The organism is Streptomyces sp. NPDC005784, assembly GCF_042871525.1.
Classification (GTDB): Bacteria; Actinomycetota; Actinomycetes; order Streptomycetales; family Streptomycetaceae; genus Streptomyces.
This window is the reverse complement of sequence record NZ_JBIAIQ010000076.1, coordinates 1-16,528: the sequence shown is the minus strand read 5'-3', so window position 1 is coordinate 16,528 and position 16,528 is coordinate 1. Positions and strand designations below refer to the sequence as shown.

17 protein-coding genes and 5 pseudogenes are annotated in these 16,528 nt (G+C 68.5%); 9 read left to right on the top strand and 13 right to left on the bottom strand.

Features of this window, described 5'->3' with window-relative positions:
- A partial coding sequence (locus ACFYR3_RS44655; protein ID WP_389288092.1) for a transposase occupies nt 1-453 on the bottom strand: 453 nt, incomplete at its 3' end.
- A gap of 340 nt (nt 454-793) precedes the next feature.
- Entirely contained in the window at nt 794-1,339 is a 546-nt protein-coding gene (locus ACFYR3_RS44650) for a hypothetical protein (protein WP_389288090.1), read from the bottom strand.
- Nucleotides 1,340-1,832: 493 nt separating this feature from the next.
- Here ACFYR3_RS44650 and ACFYR3_RS44645 point away from each other — a divergent pair, with 493 nt between their 5' ends.
- Nucleotides 1,833-2,876 carry an alpha/beta fold hydrolase gene (locus tag ACFYR3_RS44645; protein ID WP_389288098.1) on the top strand — a complete coding sequence of 348 codons (1,044 nt, stop codon included), beginning with the start codon at nt 1,833-1,835 and terminating at the stop codon, nt 2,874-2,876.
- Between the two features lie 417 nt (nt 2,877-3,293).
- On the opposite strand, the pseudogene ACFYR3_RS44640 reads toward ACFYR3_RS44645, so the two are convergent.
- The 3 genes and pseudogenes from ACFYR3_RS44640 to ACFYR3_RS44630 form a co-directional block, all read right to left on the bottom strand.
- Nucleotides 3,294-4,322: pseudogene (locus ACFYR3_RS44640) on the bottom strand (zinc-binding alcohol dehydrogenase family protein); the annotation flags it as partial.
- 68 nt (nt 4,323-4,390) lie between these two features.
- On the bottom strand, nt 4,391-5,179 hold the full coding sequence (locus ACFYR3_RS44635; RefSeq protein ID WP_389288088.1) for a glycine betaine ABC transporter substrate-binding protein: 789 nt from the start codon (nt 5,177-5,179) through the stop codon (nt 4,391-4,393).
- An 85-nt stretch (nt 5,180-5,264) separates the two neighbouring features.
- Nucleotides 5,265-5,786: a heme-binding protein gene (locus tag ACFYR3_RS44630; protein ID WP_389288096.1), complete on the bottom strand. Its 522-nt coding sequence runs from the start codon at nt 5,784-5,786 to the stop codon at nt 5,265-5,267.
- Between the two features lie 161 nt (nt 5,787-5,947).
- Between ACFYR3_RS44630 and ACFYR3_RS44625 the strand changes: the two genes are divergently transcribed.
- The 3 genes from ACFYR3_RS44625 (at nt 5,948) to ACFYR3_RS44615 (ending at nt 7,847) form a co-directional block, all read left to right on the top strand.
- Complete coding sequence (locus tag ACFYR3_RS44625; protein WP_389288086.1) at nt 5,948-6,322, top strand: winged helix-turn-helix transcriptional regulator; 375 nt, start codon at nt 5,948-5,950, stop codon at nt 6,320-6,322.
- A gap of 440 nt (nt 6,323-6,762) precedes the next feature.
- Nucleotides 6,763-7,302, top strand: a complete 540-nt coding sequence (locus ACFYR3_RS44620) for a transposase (RefSeq protein WP_389288084.1) — start codon at nt 6,763-6,765, stop codon at nt 7,300-7,302.
- Nucleotides 7,299-7,847 (top strand): transposase, encoded by a 549-nt coding sequence (locus ACFYR3_RS44615; RefSeq protein ID WP_389288094.1) that lies wholly within the window; start codon nt 7,299-7,301, stop codon nt 7,845-7,847. The genes ACFYR3_RS44620 and ACFYR3_RS44615 overlap by 4 nt, the downstream gene beginning before the upstream one ends.
- A 21-nt stretch (nt 7,848-7,868) precedes the next feature.
- Here the strand turns inward: ACFYR3_RS44615 and ACFYR3_RS44610 are convergent.
- Together ACFYR3_RS44610 and ACFYR3_RS44605 are read right to left on the bottom strand one after the other, a co-directional pair.
- Nucleotides 7,869-8,177 (bottom strand): annotated as a pseudogene (locus tag ACFYR3_RS44610) (transposase); the annotation flags it as partial.
- Between the two features lie 65 nt (nt 8,178-8,242).
- Entirely contained in the window at nt 8,243-8,887 is a 645-nt protein-coding gene (locus ACFYR3_RS44605; RefSeq protein ID WP_389288082.1) for a TetR/AcrR family transcriptional regulator, read from the bottom strand.
- A 162-nt stretch (nt 8,888-9,049) separates the two neighbouring features.
- Between ACFYR3_RS44605 and ACFYR3_RS44600 the strand changes: the two are divergent.
- Nucleotides 9,050-9,792, top strand: a pseudogene (locus ACFYR3_RS44600) (zinc-binding dehydrogenase); the annotation flags it as partial.
- 335 nt (nt 9,793-10,127) lie between these two features.
- On the opposite strand, the gene ACFYR3_RS44595 reads toward ACFYR3_RS44600, so the two are convergent.
- A complete protein-coding gene (locus ACFYR3_RS44595; RefSeq protein ID WP_389288080.1) occupies nt 10,128-10,553 on the bottom strand; it encodes a MarR family winged helix-turn-helix transcriptional regulator in 426 nt (141 codons plus the stop codon).
- A gap of 179 nt (nt 10,554-10,732) precedes the next feature.
- On the opposite strand from ACFYR3_RS44595, the gene ACFYR3_RS44590 reads away from it, so the two are divergent.
- From ACFYR3_RS44590 to ACFYR3_RS44580, 3 genes are all read left to right on the top strand, one after another.
- The gene (locus tag ACFYR3_RS44590) at nt 10,733-11,377 is read left to right on the top strand and encodes an MBL fold metallo-hydrolase (protein ID WP_389288078.1); all 645 of its coding nucleotides are present in this window, start codon (nt 10,733-10,735) and stop codon (nt 11,375-11,377) included.
- A gap of 156 nt (nt 11,378-11,533) precedes the next feature.
- Nucleotides 11,534-12,397, top strand: a complete 864-nt coding sequence (locus tag ACFYR3_RS44585; RefSeq protein WP_389288076.1) for a hypothetical protein — start codon at nt 11,534-11,536, stop codon at nt 12,395-12,397.
- A 246-nt stretch (nt 12,398-12,643) separates the two neighbouring features.
- Nucleotides 12,644-12,787: a hypothetical protein gene (locus ACFYR3_RS44580; protein WP_389288075.1), complete on the top strand. Its 144-nt coding sequence runs from the start codon at nt 12,644-12,646 to the stop codon at nt 12,785-12,787.
- On the opposite strand, the gene ACFYR3_RS44575 is transcribed toward ACFYR3_RS44580, so the two are convergent.
- The 4 genes and pseudogenes from ACFYR3_RS44575 to ACFYR3_RS44560 form a co-directional block, all read right to left on the bottom strand.
- Nucleotides 12,784-12,945 (bottom strand): hypothetical protein, encoded by a 162-nt coding sequence (locus tag ACFYR3_RS44575; protein WP_389288073.1) that lies wholly within the window; start codon nt 12,943-12,945, stop codon nt 12,784-12,786. The two genes, ACFYR3_RS44580 and ACFYR3_RS44575, sit on opposite strands and share 4 nt — an antisense overlap.
- 64 nt (nt 12,946-13,009) lie before the next feature.
- Complete coding sequence (locus tag ACFYR3_RS44570; protein ID WP_389288071.1) at nt 13,010-13,585, bottom strand: hypothetical protein; 576 nt, start codon at nt 13,583-13,585, stop codon at nt 13,010-13,012.
- A gap of 765 nt (nt 13,586-14,350) precedes the next feature.
- Nucleotides 14,351-15,052, bottom strand: a pseudogene (locus ACFYR3_RS44565) (phosphotransferase family protein); the annotation flags it as partial.
- Nucleotides 14,980-15,309, bottom strand: a complete 330-nt coding sequence (locus tag ACFYR3_RS44560; protein ID WP_389288069.1) for a helix-turn-helix domain-containing protein — start codon at nt 15,307-15,309, stop codon at nt 14,980-14,982. The pseudogene ACFYR3_RS44565 and the gene ACFYR3_RS44560, both read right to left, overlap by 73 nt.
- A gap of 249 nt (nt 15,310-15,558) precedes the next feature.
- Between ACFYR3_RS44560 and ACFYR3_RS44555 the strand changes: the two genes are divergently transcribed.
- Nucleotides 15,559-16,299: a class I SAM-dependent methyltransferase gene (locus ACFYR3_RS44555; protein ID WP_389288067.1), complete on the top strand. Its 741-nt coding sequence runs from the start codon at nt 15,559-15,561 to the stop codon at nt 16,297-16,299.
- A gap of 54 nt (nt 16,300-16,353) precedes the next feature.
- Here ACFYR3_RS44555 and ACFYR3_RS44550 read toward each other — a convergent pair.
- Nucleotides 16,354-16,434: pseudogene (locus ACFYR3_RS44550) on the bottom strand (transposase); the annotation flags it as partial.
- Nucleotides 16,435-16,528: the final 94 nt, after the last annotated feature.

Sequence of the window (16,528 nt, the reverse complement as noted above, 5' to 3'; positions counted from 1 at the left end):
TGCCTGACGATCTTTGTCCAGGCGAACTTGGCGAGATAGCGGCCGGTCTCCCGGTCGCCGAATACCCACCGGTCCTGCCTGGAGGTGTTGAACCGAGGGGCGGACCAGACCGTGTTCGACCAGCTTGCAGATCCACTGGCAGTCCTTCACGTCGGTCTTGCGGCCGGGAACGGTCTTGATGTGTCGGGCGTTGAGCAGCCACGGCTCGATCCCCTCAGCGGCCTCGAGCAGGTAGAACAGCGGCTTCCAGTACGACGCCGTCGCCTCCATGCCGATCCGGGCGACCCTGTTCTCCACCAGCCAGTCCCGCAACTCCAGCAGGCCGTCGTTCATCGTGGAGAACGTACGGACCTCATAACGGGCGCGCTTGCCGCTGCCCGGGACCCGGATGCACACCTTGACATCCGCCTTGCCCAAGTCGGCGCCCCCGCACCGCTCCTCGATCACATCCATGTCCCGCCTCGCCCTTCCTGACGTGCACCGGTAGCGGTGCCCGCCCATCAGGGACCACAGGATTCGAAGAAGCTCTCTTGCGTGCTCGCGGCAACACCACTGGACTCCTGCGCTCGGCCCCAGCGTCCGACTACCAAACGGGCTCATGTTCGGCACCAAGCTCGATCGACGTCCTCCGGACGGGCACCAGCCCCGATTTTCCCGGCCACGGGGCGGGACCGACAGGGCCCGGGATGACTACCAAGAGGCCCTTCTTCCATGCACCCGCACCGGACAACTCACCTGAGCCAGGACGCTGTTCGAACCCAGCCGACCACGCGAGCGGCTGGAGAACAGTCAGTCAGCCGAGGTTGGCCGCTGCCGTCTTGTACTCGGTGGCCTGCTTCGGCGTCAGGTAGTGCGACACCCGCACCAGCGTCGTGCCCTGCACGTAGTCGTACTCCGACAGCGCCGGCATCGCCTTCGTGACCGACTGGATGTAGTCGGCCCGCGCCTTGGCATCGGCGGCGGTGGCGAATGCCTCGATCGCACCGCCGCGGTCGACGTCGCCCTTGCCGGTGCCGCTCACGTCGTCAGCCGATATGCGGCTGTCGGAGAACGTGATTTTGGTCGTGTACTGGCTGGGGCGGCCGAGGAGGTGGTTCGGGTCGTTCTCGGCAGTGACGGTGCCGCTTGGCTTCGCCGAGGCGACGGTCGCGGAGATCTCGTCGAACGCGGCGCGTGCGGTCAGAGGTTTGCTCACCTTGGGGCTCTGCTTCGCGGTGGAACTGGGCTTGGCTGCATCCGGGCTCGCGGGCGCTTCGCTGGTGTCCGTCTTGGTGTTGCTGCAGGCTGCGAGGGTGGCGACGAGGAGGGCGGCGGCCGTGATGGTGAGGGTTTGCTTCATTGCGCGATCATGACCTCTGTCCAGGACCCGGGGGGAACTTCAGATTCCCCCTCCTCTGGCTTCAATGAGGCGATCATGAACCGGACGGCCGGGTGAGCGGTCATCAGGCTGTGACGGTCGTGGCCCGGCCGTAGCCGCACGCCCCGTAAGCCCTGTCCGCTACTGGTTCGCGAGGGCTTGAATTCCTGCACGCCGGGCCGGCGGAGCTGGCGGGCGAGCTGACCGCCGACGGGGTGGCGCTGCTCCTGTTGCCGCTCGAGGACGGCGACTACAGGAGCAGGCCGCCGCCGGCACGGAGAAAGTGCACGTCACACGGCTGGCCCCCTGATGTGGCGCGGACGGTCCCGCGCCTTGAGCGTGGTCTGGGCAGGGCAACGACGCCCCGGCCGAGCTCACAGAACGGATCCTCATGCCCGTCGAAGTGCACAACCATGAAATACCCCACAAGTCCACCGTCCCCGGCGCGAACGAGGGGGCCCAGGTCAAGCTCTTCGTGCGGGAGCGCGACGGCACGCACCCCGGCCACCTCGACGAGCGCACGGCCGTCCTGATGCTCCACGGCCGGAGCATTCCGGTGCTCCCGGGCTTCGATCTCGAGTACAAGTCGTACAGCTGGGCCGATGCGCTGGCGCAGGTCGGTTACGACGTCTTCATGATGGACCTCCAGGGCTCGGGGCTGTCGCCGCGGCCGAAGATGGACGACCCTCGCAACGTCAACCCCGCCCAGCAGAACCTTCTAAAGCCGAGACCTCCAGGTTTCACGCCAGGCCCGCCGAACTATCCGTTCCAGCTGACCAACTCGAACAGCGACCGGGATGAGCTGAACACCGTCGTGGAGTGGATCATCCGCGAGCGCAACGTGAAGAAGGTCGCCTTCATCGGCTGGTCTGCAGCCGCGTTCACGATGGGGCCGTACGCGGTCAAGAACCCCGGCAAGGTGTCGAGCCTGTTCCTGCTGGCGCCGATCTTCCCGCCCGACGGCACGTCGAACGCCCCCGCCCCGCTGCCCCGGCCCGGCTTCCCGATGTTCGTGAGCACGAAATCGGGAACCTGGAATGGGTGGGGTAGTGAGGCGCTCTGCGAGGGCCAGCGCGAACCCGCGATGGAGCACGTGGTGTGGGACGCGATCATGCAAAGCGATCCGGTTGGTAGCACGTGGGGGGTGGAAGGTGAAGGGCTCAACCGCATCAGAAACTTCGTCCGGTGGGGCTGGAACAAGACCACCGCGGCGCAGGGCGGCGTCCTCGGCGGCAGCGTGCCGGTCCTCATCGCGTACGGGGAGCACGACAAGCAGGCAAACACGTCCAGTGAAGATCCGGAACTCAACTTCTCGGTCCGCGCGCTCTACAACGCCATCGCGGGCGACCACAAGCTGATGGTCAAGCTGGACTGCGCCGGGCATTCGGTGGTGTGGGAGATGCAGCACAAGAACGTGCACAACCTCTCACAGCACTGGCTCAAGCACCTGAAGGTCGACGGCAAGACCCAGGGCATCTTCGACATGGATATCAACGGCGGCATCAGCCCGGCTCCGTAGAACAGCCGAGCCCCCGGCTGTGAACCGCCGGGGTTCCAGTAGCGCTGCAACAACCTGCCCTCATCAGTCAGTTGCAGGCCCTCACCGCGGGGGCCCGCTCCACCAGCATCGCGATCAACTCGTAGTTCACAGGCACCGCGACGATCTGGTTGACTGCCTGTAGCCTCGTGACCTGGCCGGACCCGGAACACGGCCTTCACCCGGGCCGCGTTGAGGAACTCGTTGCGCCGCTCGTCGCCGTCGACCTGGATGCGCCAGCCCAGCGAGCTGCCCGTGGGTGCAGGGAGCGTCTCTTCGGTGATCAGGTAGTTCAGCCGCAGCTCGCAAGGGCCCGATGTTGTCGACTCCGTGGCCGCGAGGCGGCTGGCGATGGCGGGGGATGCCGCAATCGGCGGGGGAGTGCGTACGTCCGGGGCAGAAGCCGGTGAGGGTGGTCTTGCCGATGGCGGTGCCGCTCTCCTGGATTCGGTGGGCTTCGCGGAGGTTGGCGGCGTTGACTGGGCCAAGGTCCCGGGTGGCGGTGGTGGTGAGGATGCCGGCGTCCGCGAGGCGGGCGACCTGGGTGAGGATGTGGTGCTGCATGGCCTGGTCGGTGGTCCGGAACATCGAGCGGGTGAACATGAACTCCCAGTGGAAGGAGATGCTCTTCGCCTTGAGCACGCCGATCGGCAGGGAGTCGAAGTCGTCGATGGCCACGATCTGCCCGAACGGGTTGAGAGCCTCGGCGTAGGCTTCGACGTTGCGGTCGGTGCCGGCGGTGCTGAAGACGTAGTCCAGGCCGCCGGGCGCCGCCTCGGCGAGCTGGGGGCCGAGCGGCTTCGTGTGGTCGACGATGTGCCTGGCGCCCATCCGGCGGGCGAACTCTGCCGACTCCGGGCGGGAGGCGGTACCGACCACGGTCAGGCTGGTCAGGGCGCGCGCCAACTGGGTGACGATGGACCCGACGCCGCCCGCGGCGGCCGTGACAAGCAGGGTGCCGGTCTGTTCCAGGGCGCCATCGCGCAGACCCAGGCGCTCGAAGAGGCCCTCCCAGGCGGTGAGCGCGGTCAGCGGCAGCGCAGCCGCTTCGGTGAAGGTGAGCGTCGCGGGCTTGCGCGCGGCCAGGCGCTCGTCCACCGCGTGATAGCGGGAGTTGGCTCCCGGCCGGTCCAGGGCTCCGGCGTAGTAGACCTCGTCGCCGACCGTGAACAGTTCCGCCTCGGTTCCGACGGCGACGACGGTGCCGGCCGCGTCCCAGCCGAGCACCTTGGGCTCGCCGGCCGGGTCGGCGTTTTGGCGGACCTTGTGATCCACCGGGTTGAGGGCGACTGCCTCGATGCGGACCAGCAGGTCGCGAGGGCCAGGGGCCGGGACGGGCAGTTCGATGTCGATCAGGCTCTCGGGATGGCTGATCGGCAGGCTCCTGCGGTGGGCGACGGCGGGCATCGTGGTCGGGATTCGGTCCATGGGGACCTCCTCGGGTCGGTGGTGCGGTCGGGGATTGCGGGTTGCGGATCGGGGGTGGTGCCGCGCGGTTACGGCAGCGGGTCGGGGCGGGTGGCGAGATAGCGGTCGGCAGCCTGGAGGGGGGTGAGGCCCTCGACGTTGATGAGGGCGTCGAGCTCCTCGACGCCCTCGTTGCCCAGGCGCAGCGCGTTCATCCGGGTGACGGCCTCGGGGCGGATCCGCTCGAGTGCGTCCAGGCGGATGACGGGGCAGGCCGCGTCGACGGTACCCAGCAAGCCCTTCGGCTCGTGCAGCTGGCGTAGACCGTGGCGGCGGTTCAGGTACTGCGGGCGCCACAGCGGGACGACGAACCACTCCTCTTGGGCGATGCCGCGTTCGACGCGGGCGAGGAAGCCGGACTCGGTGCCGGGGGCGAAGCGGTAGCCGGCCCGGTCCAGGCCGTACGCACCGATCATGTCGGCGGAGAAGCGGCTGATGCCCGCCCCGGGATTGATCCCGTCGACCGTACGGGTCATCCGTGCGGCCACCTCGGGCCGGGCGAGGTCGGCCACGCCGGCGACCGTTTCGGAGACGTACGGCGGCACGGCCCAGAGGCAGTACGGCGTGTAGTACGGCGCCAGGACGCGGACCTGGTGACGGAAGGTCGACAGGTACGTGGCGTGGCTGGAGGGCAGCCAGGCGCAGACCAGCACGTCGACCTCGCCGGCCGCCTGCCGGCGGAACAATTCCTCGTGCGGGGCCTCGATGACGCTCACCTGGTGGCCGTGGGTCTCCAGGATGCGTCGCGTCACGGCCGTTGCCGCCCGGTGGAAGGACAGGGCGATGGTGCCCAGGGTGAGGGGAGGCGGGGCATTCATGGGAAAGGGGTTCCTTGCCTGGGGAGGTCGGCCGACCTATTGAGCGGCGTTCACGCCGCTACTGTGGTCAGGGCGTCCGAGCCCGTCAGTGTTGGTGCAGACATTGGTGTGCCGGGGAACGCGTGCCCTGCGGGGCACGCGTCGGCCGGTCGGGCGAGGGCGAAGCACGGGTTCCCGCCCACGACTCCGTCGGGCCCCAGCCTGACGGAGTCGTGGGCGGGTTCGAGGGCCGCACGAGATGCCCGGGCAACCTGCTGGTCGTGAACCTGGTACCGCCCCGACGCCGACAGTGCCGATCACGATGCCGTCCGCGCCACAGACCCGAATGCCACCCGCGACGAAACGCCAACGGCTTGCGAGTGGTGGCCTCGATGCCAGTCAATGAGGCGCCCGGCTGGACCGCGGCGGCCAGATCCTGGGCTGTCCTGCCTGAGAGGACCGCGGTGCGGGCCTTGACTCGGCTGGTCTCGTCCGCGGCCCATGCTGCGCCGTCTTGGCAGGCCACAGAGATCAGGGATGCCCCTGCGTCGACGGCCAAGAGGGTGAAGAGGACGCCGACCTCGGCGGCCTTGGCCTCGGCTGCGCCGATAGCCCGGTCGGACTTCATCAGGGACATGGAGGAGAGGGAGAACTGTGCAGACATGTTCGGTTCGATTCGCTGACGTAACCAGTAGGTCGACCCGCGACTTCCGGGCACGCCAGAGACGATATGCAATGGGTAGTGGTTACCCGCAAGAACCACTAGTAACCAAAAGGTACTATCGGGGCATGACGATGCCGGCCGCCACTACAAGCTCCTGCGACGACGCTAGGAGCGTCTACCTCGCCGCCTGCCCCTGCCGCGACATGCTCGACCTGCTCGCCAACAAATGGAGCGCCCTCGCCCTCGGCGCCATGGAGGACGGACCGACGCGCTTCGGCAGGCTTCGCACCCGCCTGCAGGGCGTCAGCCCCAAGGTCCTCACCCAGACCCTGCGGCGCCTGGAAGAGCAGGGCTTGGTCCACCGCGAGATCTACGCCGAAGTCCCACCCCGTGTCGAGTACAGCCTCACCCCCCTGGGCACGGACGCCTGCGCTCCCCTCGCGCACCTGCGCAACTGGGTGGAGCTCAACATTGACCGCTTCCCCGGAACCCCCGGCTGAAGGGTTTTCAACGGTCCGGGACACCGGGGCGCGGGAGCACTGCGGTCAGCTCCCGGCGGCACGCATGGCGGCACTTGGCGGCAAGGCACCGCGGCGGCGCCGCCCGCCTCCCAGCCGTGCCCTCGTCCACTCCGGCGCCGCGAGCCGGCCCAGGCCCCGACCGTGAGCTGCCCTGCGTTTGCTGGAGTCCGCGGACTGTCCCGAGTTGGGCGGAGTCGAGTTGCCTGGTTTCAGCTTGACTCTGTCGGGGATCTTGGTTGGTCGGGCTCAGCTGCCGAGGGTTCGCCAGGACTTCGGCCGGGGGATGTCGTTCTGGTCCAGGAGGGTCTGGAAGGCGGTCGACGGGTCTCGGCGAAGAGGGTTCCTCGGTCGCTACTGACCTTTGAGGCGTGTTGTCGCCGGGGGCTGACGATGTGTGATCGTCGCGGTATGCCGGTTGTGTGAGATATCCGCAGGGTGGTGGGCTGACGCCTGAACGGCAGGCGTTTCGCGAGCGCATCCGGATGGAGGCCGCGGAGCGATTCGCTGCCGGTGCCTCCAATGTCGAGGTCGCCAACGACTTACGGGTGAGTGTGCGCTCGGTGCAGCGCTGGCGCCGGGCCTGGCGCGACGCCGGCGCGGAGGGGCTGCGGTCGGCCGGACCGGTGTCACTGCCCAAACTGAGTGAGGCACTGCTTGCCGTGCTCGAACAGGAGCTGGCCAAGGGGCCGGTCGCGCACGGCTGGCCGGACCAGACGTGGACGCTGTCGCGGATCAAGACGCTGATCGGGCGACGGTTCCACAAGAGCATGACGCTGTCGGCCATTGCGCAGATGCTGCACCGGCACGGCTTCAGTCACCAGGTCCCGGCCCGCCGCGCGGTGGAGCGCAACGGGGAAGCCGTCACGGGATGGGTGAAGGAGACCTGGCCCCAGGTGGAAGCACCATGGCGGCGCTCGGGGCCTGGCTGTGCTTCGAAGACGAGGCCGGCTTCTCGATGACGCCGCCCACCTCCCGCACCTGGGCCAAGCGCGGACACACACCCGTCATCCGGGTGCGCGGACGTTCCCAGCGCCGCATCTCCATTGCCGCGCTCGCCTGCTACAAGCACGGCGAACGCACACGCCTGATCTACCGGCCCAAACGACATGTCGATCACAAACGGGGCGGCAGACGCAGCTTCACCTGGACCGACTACCGCGACCTCCTCATCGACGCCCACCACCAACTCGGCGCACCCATCGTGCTCGTGTGGGACAACCTCAATGTCCACAAGGACCGCCGAATGCGGCAGTTCATCGACACCCACGACTGGATCAGCTGCTACTTCCTGCCTGCCTACGCACCCGACCTCAACCCCGTCGAGGGCATCTGGTCACTACTGAGACGCAGCAGCCAGGCCAACACCGCCTTCACCGACCCCGACCACCTCATGCGCACCCTCCGGCACGGTCTCCGCCAGATCCAGTACCGCAGCAACCTCATCGACGGATGCCTCACCGAAACCGGCCTCACCCTGACGACACCACGGCCACAACGTCAGTAACTGGCTGCTGAGGCGTTCGATGTTCACGGCGATGGCCGTGAGGACGTGTTGCAGGTGGGTTTTCGGTTGTCCTCGGTAGCGGCAGTGGCTCATGCCGTGTCCGTGGGCGCACTCGTCGATGGTGCCCTCGACTTCGGAGCGGACCGCGTAGCGGGTCTTCCAGTCGGGTGTCTGCTGCTCGGCGCGGACGCGCAGTTGCAGGTCGCGGAGTTCTCGTGGGGGAAAGCCCACGGTCCGGGCGCCTTCGCGGGTGGTGGTGCAGCGGGTGCGGACCGGACACGGCCGGCACTGGCCTTTGGCGAACTTGGCGACGATCAGGACGCGGCCCACCCGGATCTTGCCGACCACCGCTTCCTTACGGGCGAGCAGGTCCGTGAGCGGCAGGGTTGTCGAGTTCACTGCGTGGTGGGTGAGTGCGCGTGCCGCAGACGTGCTGCCGGCGGCAGGGAGGTGGCCGCTCCCGTCTCCGGTGCGGCGCGGAACGCCTCGATCACGTAGGCGGCGAAGCGTCGGGAGGCCGTGAGCCGGGCCGGGAGGGGTGCGTGCTGGAGGCCCTGGTGGGCGGTGAGCATGAGGATCAGGTCGTCGACGATGAAGCCGGGGCGGAGCTCGCCGGTCTCCTGGGCATGGCGGGCCAGTTCGGCGACCGCGCGCACGGTCCGCTCGCGGTCGGCGGCGAAGTCCATGGACTCGGGGAAGGTCGTCATGAAAGCGTCGGCGAATCCGCGGCTGTGTGCATGGAGTTCGCAGATCCGCTCGATCAGGCTCTGGAATCCGTGCCACGGGTCCGCGTCCGTGAGGGCGTCGCGGACGGCGGCGTGACAGGCTCGGCGCTGCTCGGTGAAGGTCTGCGCGATCAGTGCCTGCTTGGCCGGGAAGTGCCGGTACAGCGTGGCGGGGGCGAGGTCCGCGTGCCGGGCGACGTTGCTCATGGGTGCGCTCAGGCCCTCCTCGCCGAACACCGAGCGGGCGGCGTCCAGGATGCGGGCCCGATTGTCGCGGGCGTCGGAGCGCACGGTCTGAGGCAAGTGGCCGGCCATCGTCTCTCACTTCAGTCAGACGGACGGGGGCGTCCGTTACGGTCCGATGGCGGTGCCGCCGCCCTGCTCCGGCAATTTGGTGGTGGCCCCGACGGTGGGGCCGATTCGATACCCACGGTCGCAGCAGTTGTGTCCGTCCGTCCACCGACCCAAGGAGCAGAGATGAGAGCCGTCGTCATCAGGACCTTCGGAGACCTGAGGGCCTGGAGGTCGTCGACGTGCCCGTGCCGGTTCCTGCTCCGGGGCAGGTGCGGATCGCTTCGGAGGCGATCGGAGTGGGCGGTGTGGACGCCGTGATCCGCCGGGGAACGCTCACCGGCTACGGCTTCCGGGCGGGCCATCTCCTCGGCAGCGAGGTCGCGGGAAGCGTCACCGCGGTGGGAGAGGGCGTGGACGCCTCGTGGATCGGGCAGCGAGTATGGGCGTTCACCGGCCTGTCCGGTGGGTATGCCGAGCAAGCCGTCGCCTCGGTCGATGATGTGCTGCCGCTGCCCCGCGGCCTGACCGGCACCGACGCGGTCGCTCTCGGTGGCTCCGGCGTGGTCTCCCACTTCGCCCTGGAGCGGGCCCGTTTCGCACCCGGGGAGACGGTGCTCGTGCGCGGTGCGGCGGGCAGCATCGGGATCACGGCGGTCCAGCTCGCAGCCAGGAACGGCGCGGGCTCGGTGGCGGTCACCACCTCATCGGCCGAGCGTGGTGCCCGCCTGAAGGAGCTGGGCGCCACGCACGTCCTGAACCGCTCCGGTGAGGGTGGCCAGGACGCACCGGCGGGCTTCGACGTGGTGATCGATGTCGTGGGGGGTTCCCAGCTTCCCCTCTTTCTGGACAGGTTGAACTCTAACGGGCGGTACGTGGCAGTCGGTGTGGTCGGTGGGCAGCCGCCGGCGGACTTCGGCATGCGGCTGCCGGGCGGCCGGAGAGCACGCCACCGGTGCATCCGTGTCAACTGGCAGTATGCCGCCGAGGTCCAGGGCGTCCAGCTTCACCCGAGCCCATCCCGAGGACAAGGTACTGCGGTGTGCTCCAGGGGAATGAGGACCCGCGGCGCGGCGGCCCGGATCCCGCACTGCCTGGCACGAGGGCCTTGGGGAGAGGTGAACAACACACAAGCTCCAGGCTGCTGACCTGGGGCTTAATGAGGTCCTCAGTCACAACGGCTGGCGTCGCGGGATCACGGGTGTGCAGTCGTGGTCGAGACAGGGGTTGCCCTGCAGGGGTGAGAATCCCGAAGAGGCCAGGTCTACTTGGCCTTCAAGTGTGCGGTCAGGCGTGACAGTAGGGGCAGCGCCGCCGCCAGCGTCTCCCGCTCTTCAGGGTTGAGGACATCGTTGATCGCGGTGCCGAGCCAGGCTGCACGCCTTCGGCGCTCCTCGGCCAGACGGCTGCTTCCCGTCGCTGTGAGGTTGAGCAAGAGTTTGCGCCCGTCACTGGGGTGAGCCTCGGCGTGTACAAGGTCCTGGACGAGGAGTTCTTTGACCGCCTTGGCGGCTGACTGGTGGCTCACTCCCCGCTGTTGTGCGATATCGGCGGTGGTCAGTGGGCCGCTGCGGTCCAGGTAGCCCAGGACGGCAGCCTCGCCGGGGGGCATCTTGTCGGCAGTGCGCACGGTGCGTACGAGCTGTCCGACGGTCAGGCGGAGTTCTTCAGCCAGTTGATTGCTGTCCATGGCGCCACCACCCTACCCATATTTATCACCAAACTGTACACCTTGGTTGGCTAACCTGCCGAACTGAATAAAGGGGCCGCAGGGTCGCGCCCGGTCGGGGGTGCGAGCGATCCTTCGAAATCTACAGCTGATGTGTACAGTTTAGTTGTAGATATTCCTCGGGTTAGAGAGGGCCCCCTGTGAAGCTCACCAAGCACGCCCACGCCTGCGTCACGCTCGAGAAGGGCGACACTCGCCTGGTCATCGACCCCGGCACCTTCACCCCGGAGGCAGCAGAAGCTGTCATCCAGGCTCACGCCGTCCTGATCACCCACGAACACTTCGACCACTTCGACGAAAAGCTCGTAGCCGCCGCTCTCGAAGCCCAGCCCGGGCTGCAGGTCTACGGCACAGCCACTGTCGCCGCCACCCTGGGCAGCCACGGTGGCCGCGTTCACGCCGTCGCCGCGGGCGACACCTTCAGCGTCGGTTCCATCAACGCCACCGTCCACGGCCACCACCACGCGCTGATCCACGCCGACATCCCGTGCCCCGACAACGTCGGCTACCTCCTCGATGACGGAGCCGTCTACCACCCCGGCGACGCCTACTTCGCGCCCGACGCTCCCGTACGCACCCTCTTGCTGCCGACCAGCGGCCCATGGACAAAGCTCGGTGAAGCCGCCGACTACGTCCGCACGGTCAGGCCCGAGCGGATCATCCAGATCCACGAACTCATGCTCAGCGACCTCGGCCAGCACTCCACCGCCAATCTCCTCGGCGAGAACGGCCTGACCGGCACCCCGATCGACCGCCTCCAGCCCGGCACCACCGTCCAGTTGTAAGACCCCAGACCCCAGACCCTAGACCCCGGACCCCAGACCCCGGACCCCAGACCCCAGACCCCGGACCCCAGACCCCAGACCCCAGACCCCAGGGAGCGGGCATGCGTTTCGCGACGATCCGCCCGGCGACACCCTCACCGCGGCCGGAGCCACAACATGACTTCCTTCGAGGCGAGCACAGGCCGCCATTGCCACAACGCCGTCAGCCCTCTGCACGCATCCGTGTATTTCGCGCGGGAACCGCAGGACGAACTCGCGGCACTCGGACTGGAGCGCGGAGCCATGGTCTACCTCGCGAGCCGCGCGGCACCGCTTGGGGCCGTCGACGCGGGCACCGTCACAGCGACGTTCTACAACTTCAACCACGAGCATGTGCAGCGGTACATCCCCGCCGCGTGGACCGTCACCACACCGGAGGAGGTGCTCACGGCCCGGCTGCGTGGCGCAGACCGAACGCTGCAGCGGCTGCTCGGAAAGGAGGCCCTCACGTCAACGGAAATGGCCGAGGCGGCCGAACTGGCGCTGCACGCCACCGAAGCCTGCCGCCGAGAGGCACGGCCTCTGTATGCCGCCAACGCCGACCTCCCCGTACCCGAAGAACCGCACCTGGCCCTGTGGCACGCCGCGACGCTGCTGCGCGAACACCGGGGCGACGGTCACCTTGCCGCCCTGGCGATCGCCGGCCTGTCCGGCATCGAGGCGCTGGTCCTGCACAATGCCACCGGCACGGCACCGACATCGGCACTGTTCATGCGGACTCGCGGGTGGTCCGCGGAGCAATGGGACACCGCCCGGGACCAGTTGCGCGAGCGCGGCCTGCTGGACGAGGCAGGCAACCTCACGCAGGCGGGCGCGACCCTGCGCGGCGAGACCGAGGTACTCACCGACCGCCTCGATGCCGCCCCGTACGACCACCTCGGTCCGGCCGCCACCGCACGCCTCACCGAACTGGCCGGCGGCTTCTCAGGAACCCTCAGAGCAGCGGGCGCCTTCCCCGCGGTGCACTTCGGCAAGGGCTGAGGGCCGGGGCCGGAGCCCGGCGCCCTCGTAGTAGCTACCGTCCGGTGGCGTGCAGCGCTACGAGACGTTCAGTTCTGCGGTTCCTGCGACGGCCTCTGGCGGTGCCAAGTAAACGCCGGATTTGCTGCGGCGGAGCCCCTACCGTGACCATCGCGACCTGCGGCGGGGCAATCCGGCCGCCAAGGTGAGGTGCACGCATTTACTGCGGCAGCACTGGGAGGCGGGACGGGCGTAACGATCGAACCGGTGACCGAACTCGGGGGCGGGGGCGCGCTCCTGCTGCCGCGCGCCCGGGTGGTACCCCTGTCCACCCCGCCGTCCTCGTACAGCGCGGCGGTCGAGCGGTACCTCACCGGCGCGGGCATCGCGAAGTCGTCCGCGCGGATCTAGCGCATCTCGCTGACGACGTGGGGGTGGATGCTCGCCGGTGAACCGGCGCCGACCGGGCGCAAGGCGATCGGCTGGTGGCAGCGCCAGGGAATCCGGGTGATCTTCTTGCCAGCGAAGGCGCGTTCGAGTTCGCCGCCGTCGTCGAGGGTGGCACTCATGTAGATGCGGTGAGCGGGACCGCTGAACGCCTGGCGGTGTGCGGTCGGCGGAATCAGGGGCTGATCAGGGTGCAGGCGGAACCGGCGGCGCGGCCGGTACGCCGGGCGCCGCCGGGTGTCCCGGCGTGAGGGCCACGAACGAGGGGGCGGTTCTTGGAGGTGGCAGGGCAACCCAGTCGGTGCCGCGGTGGGTCTGCCACCACTGGCCGATGACGTGGAACTTCTCCTCGAAGCGGCGGTCCCGTTGGAGAAATCCGGTGAACGGTGCCCGGAGTCGGGTGCGGCGGCCGTCGGCCTCGTACAGCACGATGACCCGGCCGCCCATGACCTGCTCGACGCGGACACTCTGTACGGACGCCCACGGGATGGTGCGGCGGCGGAGGTTGTGCACCCGGGCGGCCGACGGGGTCAACGTGATCCCGAAAGGTGAAACCACCGCCACCACCACGCCCACGATCCACAGGGCAAGGATCCATGTATCGAACAACATCGGCCGTCCGACAGAGGTGACCGCCCACAGGACGGTGTCGAGCCCCAGGACCACGCCCATGGGGAGCACGGCCATCACACGTTGCCAGATGCCGAGCCGGAAGCGGATCGCCCTCGGGGCCGGGACCCCGCTTACCTGGGATTCCGTCATGTCCGTCCCGCCTTCCGCGGCCGTACGCGGCCGGTCTGTGCATGATTGCCCGCGCAGCATGGCAGACGGTCGCTGCATGGCCGGAGGCACCCCGGCGGATGCTGTGTTCCCTCAACTCTCCAGGGTGGCCAGAGACGGCTTCCGCCGCTGGCGCTCGGCCCTCTCTTTCGGATCACCCAAGTGAGGGGCATGGCCTGACGAGGCCTCACACCCGGCTACAAGGACCTGATCGGGCCCGACCGCCTGCCTGAAAGCAGTGACGTCCGCGCCCACTGCGCCTCCGTCTGCGACCCCGACGCCAGGCTGCCGGGCACGCTCCTCCGGCAGGGCCACTGCGACACGTTGTTCCGCGGGGGCGAGCGGGGCGAGCGGGGCGAGCGGGGGCGACGTCTGGGACGCGGTCGGCTTCGAACCGGATGACGATGGCGTTGACTCGATCACCGTCATGGCGAACGTCGTTGCCGTGACGGGCACTTCGGGGATGTTTGGCCCAGGTCACGAGCTTGCGCCCGTAGGCTCGGTCAGCCCAGAGGATGATGATCTCGGGGTGCATGAGGCGGAGGCGGTGGCGGGCGGGCCTGTCACAGATCACGGAGTGCGGTCACGGCGGGTGCTGCCGCTGTTTGATTCGGGGCGTCGCAGGATGGTCGGCCGGGAGCCAGTTGGTACTCGGGTGCTCCGGTACGGGTGTGGATCGGCTCCGGTGCCGGTCGTGGAAGGCGGTCCGGTGCTCGCGGCCGTGCCCGCACCCCGGACCGCCTTGGTTCAGCCCAGTGTGTTCATCAGGGTGGTGAGGTAGGCGTCGAGCCGCTTCTCCACGGTTCGGGTCGTCAGTTCTGTCCTTCCTGCCTCCCGCCATGGCTGCGACACCAATTGCACGTCTTCTGAGAAGGCCAGTCCGTCCATGACGCGCCAGTAGAGCCGTTCGCTGGCGGCCAGGGCGAGCACCCCGCCGGCCTCCTCGTATGCCTCAGCGAACCGCAGAGCCCATGCCGGGCCGTGCAGCAGTGCGAGATTGGTGGAGCAGTGCGCCACATCGAGATCCGCCGGCCCCCAGGAGGTCGCCGCCCCGTCGACGACGCCGGTGATCCGGGGACTTGCCGGCCGTGGGGGCGGCACGTCGAACAGCACGTTGCCGGGGTGGAAGTCCCGGTGCAGGAATCGTCCTTCATAGGGTGGTGCGGGCTTGCGGATCACGTCGATCGCCGCGGTCCATGCCGCTGCGTCGGCGCCCTTGGGAGTCACGACGGTGTCGGCGGTCGTCCACGCCACATACTTCCGGGGCCGCTCGGCGGGTCGCAACGCGTGGATCGCCGCGAGTTGACGGGCCAGCACCGGGACGCGCGTCTCCAATCCCTCGTCGTCGAGGATTGTCCGGCCCGCCAGATGGGTCATCAGGAGCGATGGATACTCGCAGTGCGCGGCGGTCGGATCAACCGCGACCAGTTCATGAGCGGGCACGCCGGTCGGTAGGCGGTGAGCTTGCGGATCGACCAGCGGGTGAACGGCTGGCCGAGCTTGACCGCGCGGGTGGTGGCCGGCTGGATGACGAAGGCTTCGTCGTCATCGCTGAGTAGGCGGGGATGGCCTCCCGCCCACCGAGACAGGCCAGGCCGATCTCGTTCGAAGCGGTGGATAACATCGCGGACGGTGTCCTCGTCGGCGGCCAGGAGACGGGCGATGACCGGGACGGTGTTGCCGCCCGCAGAGGCCAGCAGGATCATCGCCCGCCAGGTAGCGCACGCTGTTCGTGCTGCCCCGCCGGACGATCTGCTGCAGCTTCTGCCCGTCGTAGTCGGCGATCCTGCGGACTTGAACCCGTGGTGTCACCACCTCTCCTGACGCTGGATCGGGTCGATCGATCCCACCCGATCGCATCGGCAGCCCGACAGGACACCCGTGAACCGGTGAACCTTCCCGGTCGCAGCACAATCGTGTTGACCGCCCCCGGCAGGCAGTGCTTGAGTCGGCGCGTGGACAGCATTTCTGCCAACCGGCGGTTCTGGAATCAGATCAGCAGCGCCTACCAGCACGAGCATGACCCGCAGATCGGTGCAACACCCCGGCTGTGGGGCACGTACGCCATCCCCGACGCGCACCTGCACGCCCTGGGCGACGTCACCGGCAAGCGCGTCCTCGAACTCGGCTGCGGCGCCGGCCAGTGGTCCAGGGCGCTCGCCGCTGAGGGCGCCACCGTGGTCGGGCTCGACCTGTCCGAAGCCCAGCTCACCGCAGCAGCTCGCGCGATGGGAACGGCCCGCTACCTGCTGGTGCAAGGCGCCGCCGAACACCTCCCGTTCGCCGCCGACAGCTTCGACCTGGTGTTCTGTGACTACGGCGGGCTTAGCTGGGCGCCCCCGCACCTGGCCGTCCCGCAGGCCGCACGCATCCTGCGCCGCGGTGGGCGCCTGGTGTTCAACGTCGCCAGCCCATGGTTCGAAGCCTGCTACGACGAAGCCGCCAGCCGCGCAACCACGACGCTGCAGCAGGACTACTTCGGGCTGGACACCATCGCCGAAGGCCAGGGCGCGGTCAGCTATCAGCTCACCTACGGCGACTGGATCAAGGTCCTGCGTGGCGCAGGTCTCGTCATCGACGACCTCATCGAGCCGCGGCCCGAACCCGGAACAGCCAACGGCTACAACCAAACCGACCCGCCTGACTGGGCACATCGCTGGCCGGCAGAAATGCTCTGGGTAACCCACAAACCGTAAGCACCGCCGTACCGAGACGTGAAGGTATTCCCTCCCCGGTTGGCCCTAGAAGGTCCTGTCCCACGTGCCACCCGCCGACCAGCGCTGGTGCCGCTCATACACGGTCTTCCACGGACCGAAACGCGCAGGCAGATTGAAGTTCCCCCCGGGTCCTGGACAGCGGGTGTTTACGCTGCGGGGGTGAGGTCTTGCCTGAGCAAGGTTCTCGTTTCGAGTGGGGTGACGTACC

Coding starts and splice junctions, on each gene's coding strand:
- ACFYR3_RS44650 (WP_389288090.1), bottom strand. CDS start 1,339: ATGAAGCAAACCCTCACCATCACGGCCGCCGCCCTCCTCGTCGCCACC.
- ACFYR3_RS44635 (WP_389288088.1), bottom strand. CDS start 5,179: ATGAATGCCCCGCCTCCCCTCACCCTGGGCACCATCGCCCTGTCCTTC.
- ACFYR3_RS44630 (WP_389288096.1), bottom strand. CDS start 5,786: ATGAAGTCCGACCGGGCTATCGGCGCAGCCGAGGCCAAGGCCGCCGAG.
- ACFYR3_RS44625 (WP_389288086.1), top strand. CDS start 5,948: ATGACGATGCCGGCCGCCACTACAAGCTCCTGCGACGACGCTAGGAGC.
- ACFYR3_RS44615 (WP_389288094.1), top strand. CDS start 7,299: ATGACGCCGCCCACCTCCCGCACCTGGGCCAAGCGCGGACACACACCC.
- ACFYR3_RS44605 (WP_389288082.1), bottom strand. CDS start 8,887: ATGGCCGGCCACTTGCCTCAGACCGTGCGCTCCGACGCCCGCGACAAT.
- ACFYR3_RS44595 (WP_389288080.1), bottom strand. CDS start 10,553: ATGGACAGCAATCAACTGGCTGAAGAACTCCGCCTGACCGTCGGACAG.
- ACFYR3_RS44585 (WP_389288076.1), top strand. CDS start 11,534: ATGACTTCCTTCGAGGCGAGCACAGGCCGCCATTGCCACAACGCCGTC.
- ACFYR3_RS44575 (WP_389288073.1), bottom strand. CDS start 12,945: ATGAGTGCCACCCTCGACGACGGCGGCGAACTCGAACGCGCCTTCGCT.
- ACFYR3_RS44570 (WP_389288071.1), bottom strand. CDS start 13,585: ATGACGGAATCCCAGGTAAGCGGGGTCCCGGCCCCGAGGGCGATCCGC.
- ACFYR3_RS44560 (WP_389288069.1), bottom strand. CDS start 15,309: ATGATCCTGCTGGCCTCTGCGGGCGGCAACACCGTCCCGGTCATCGCC.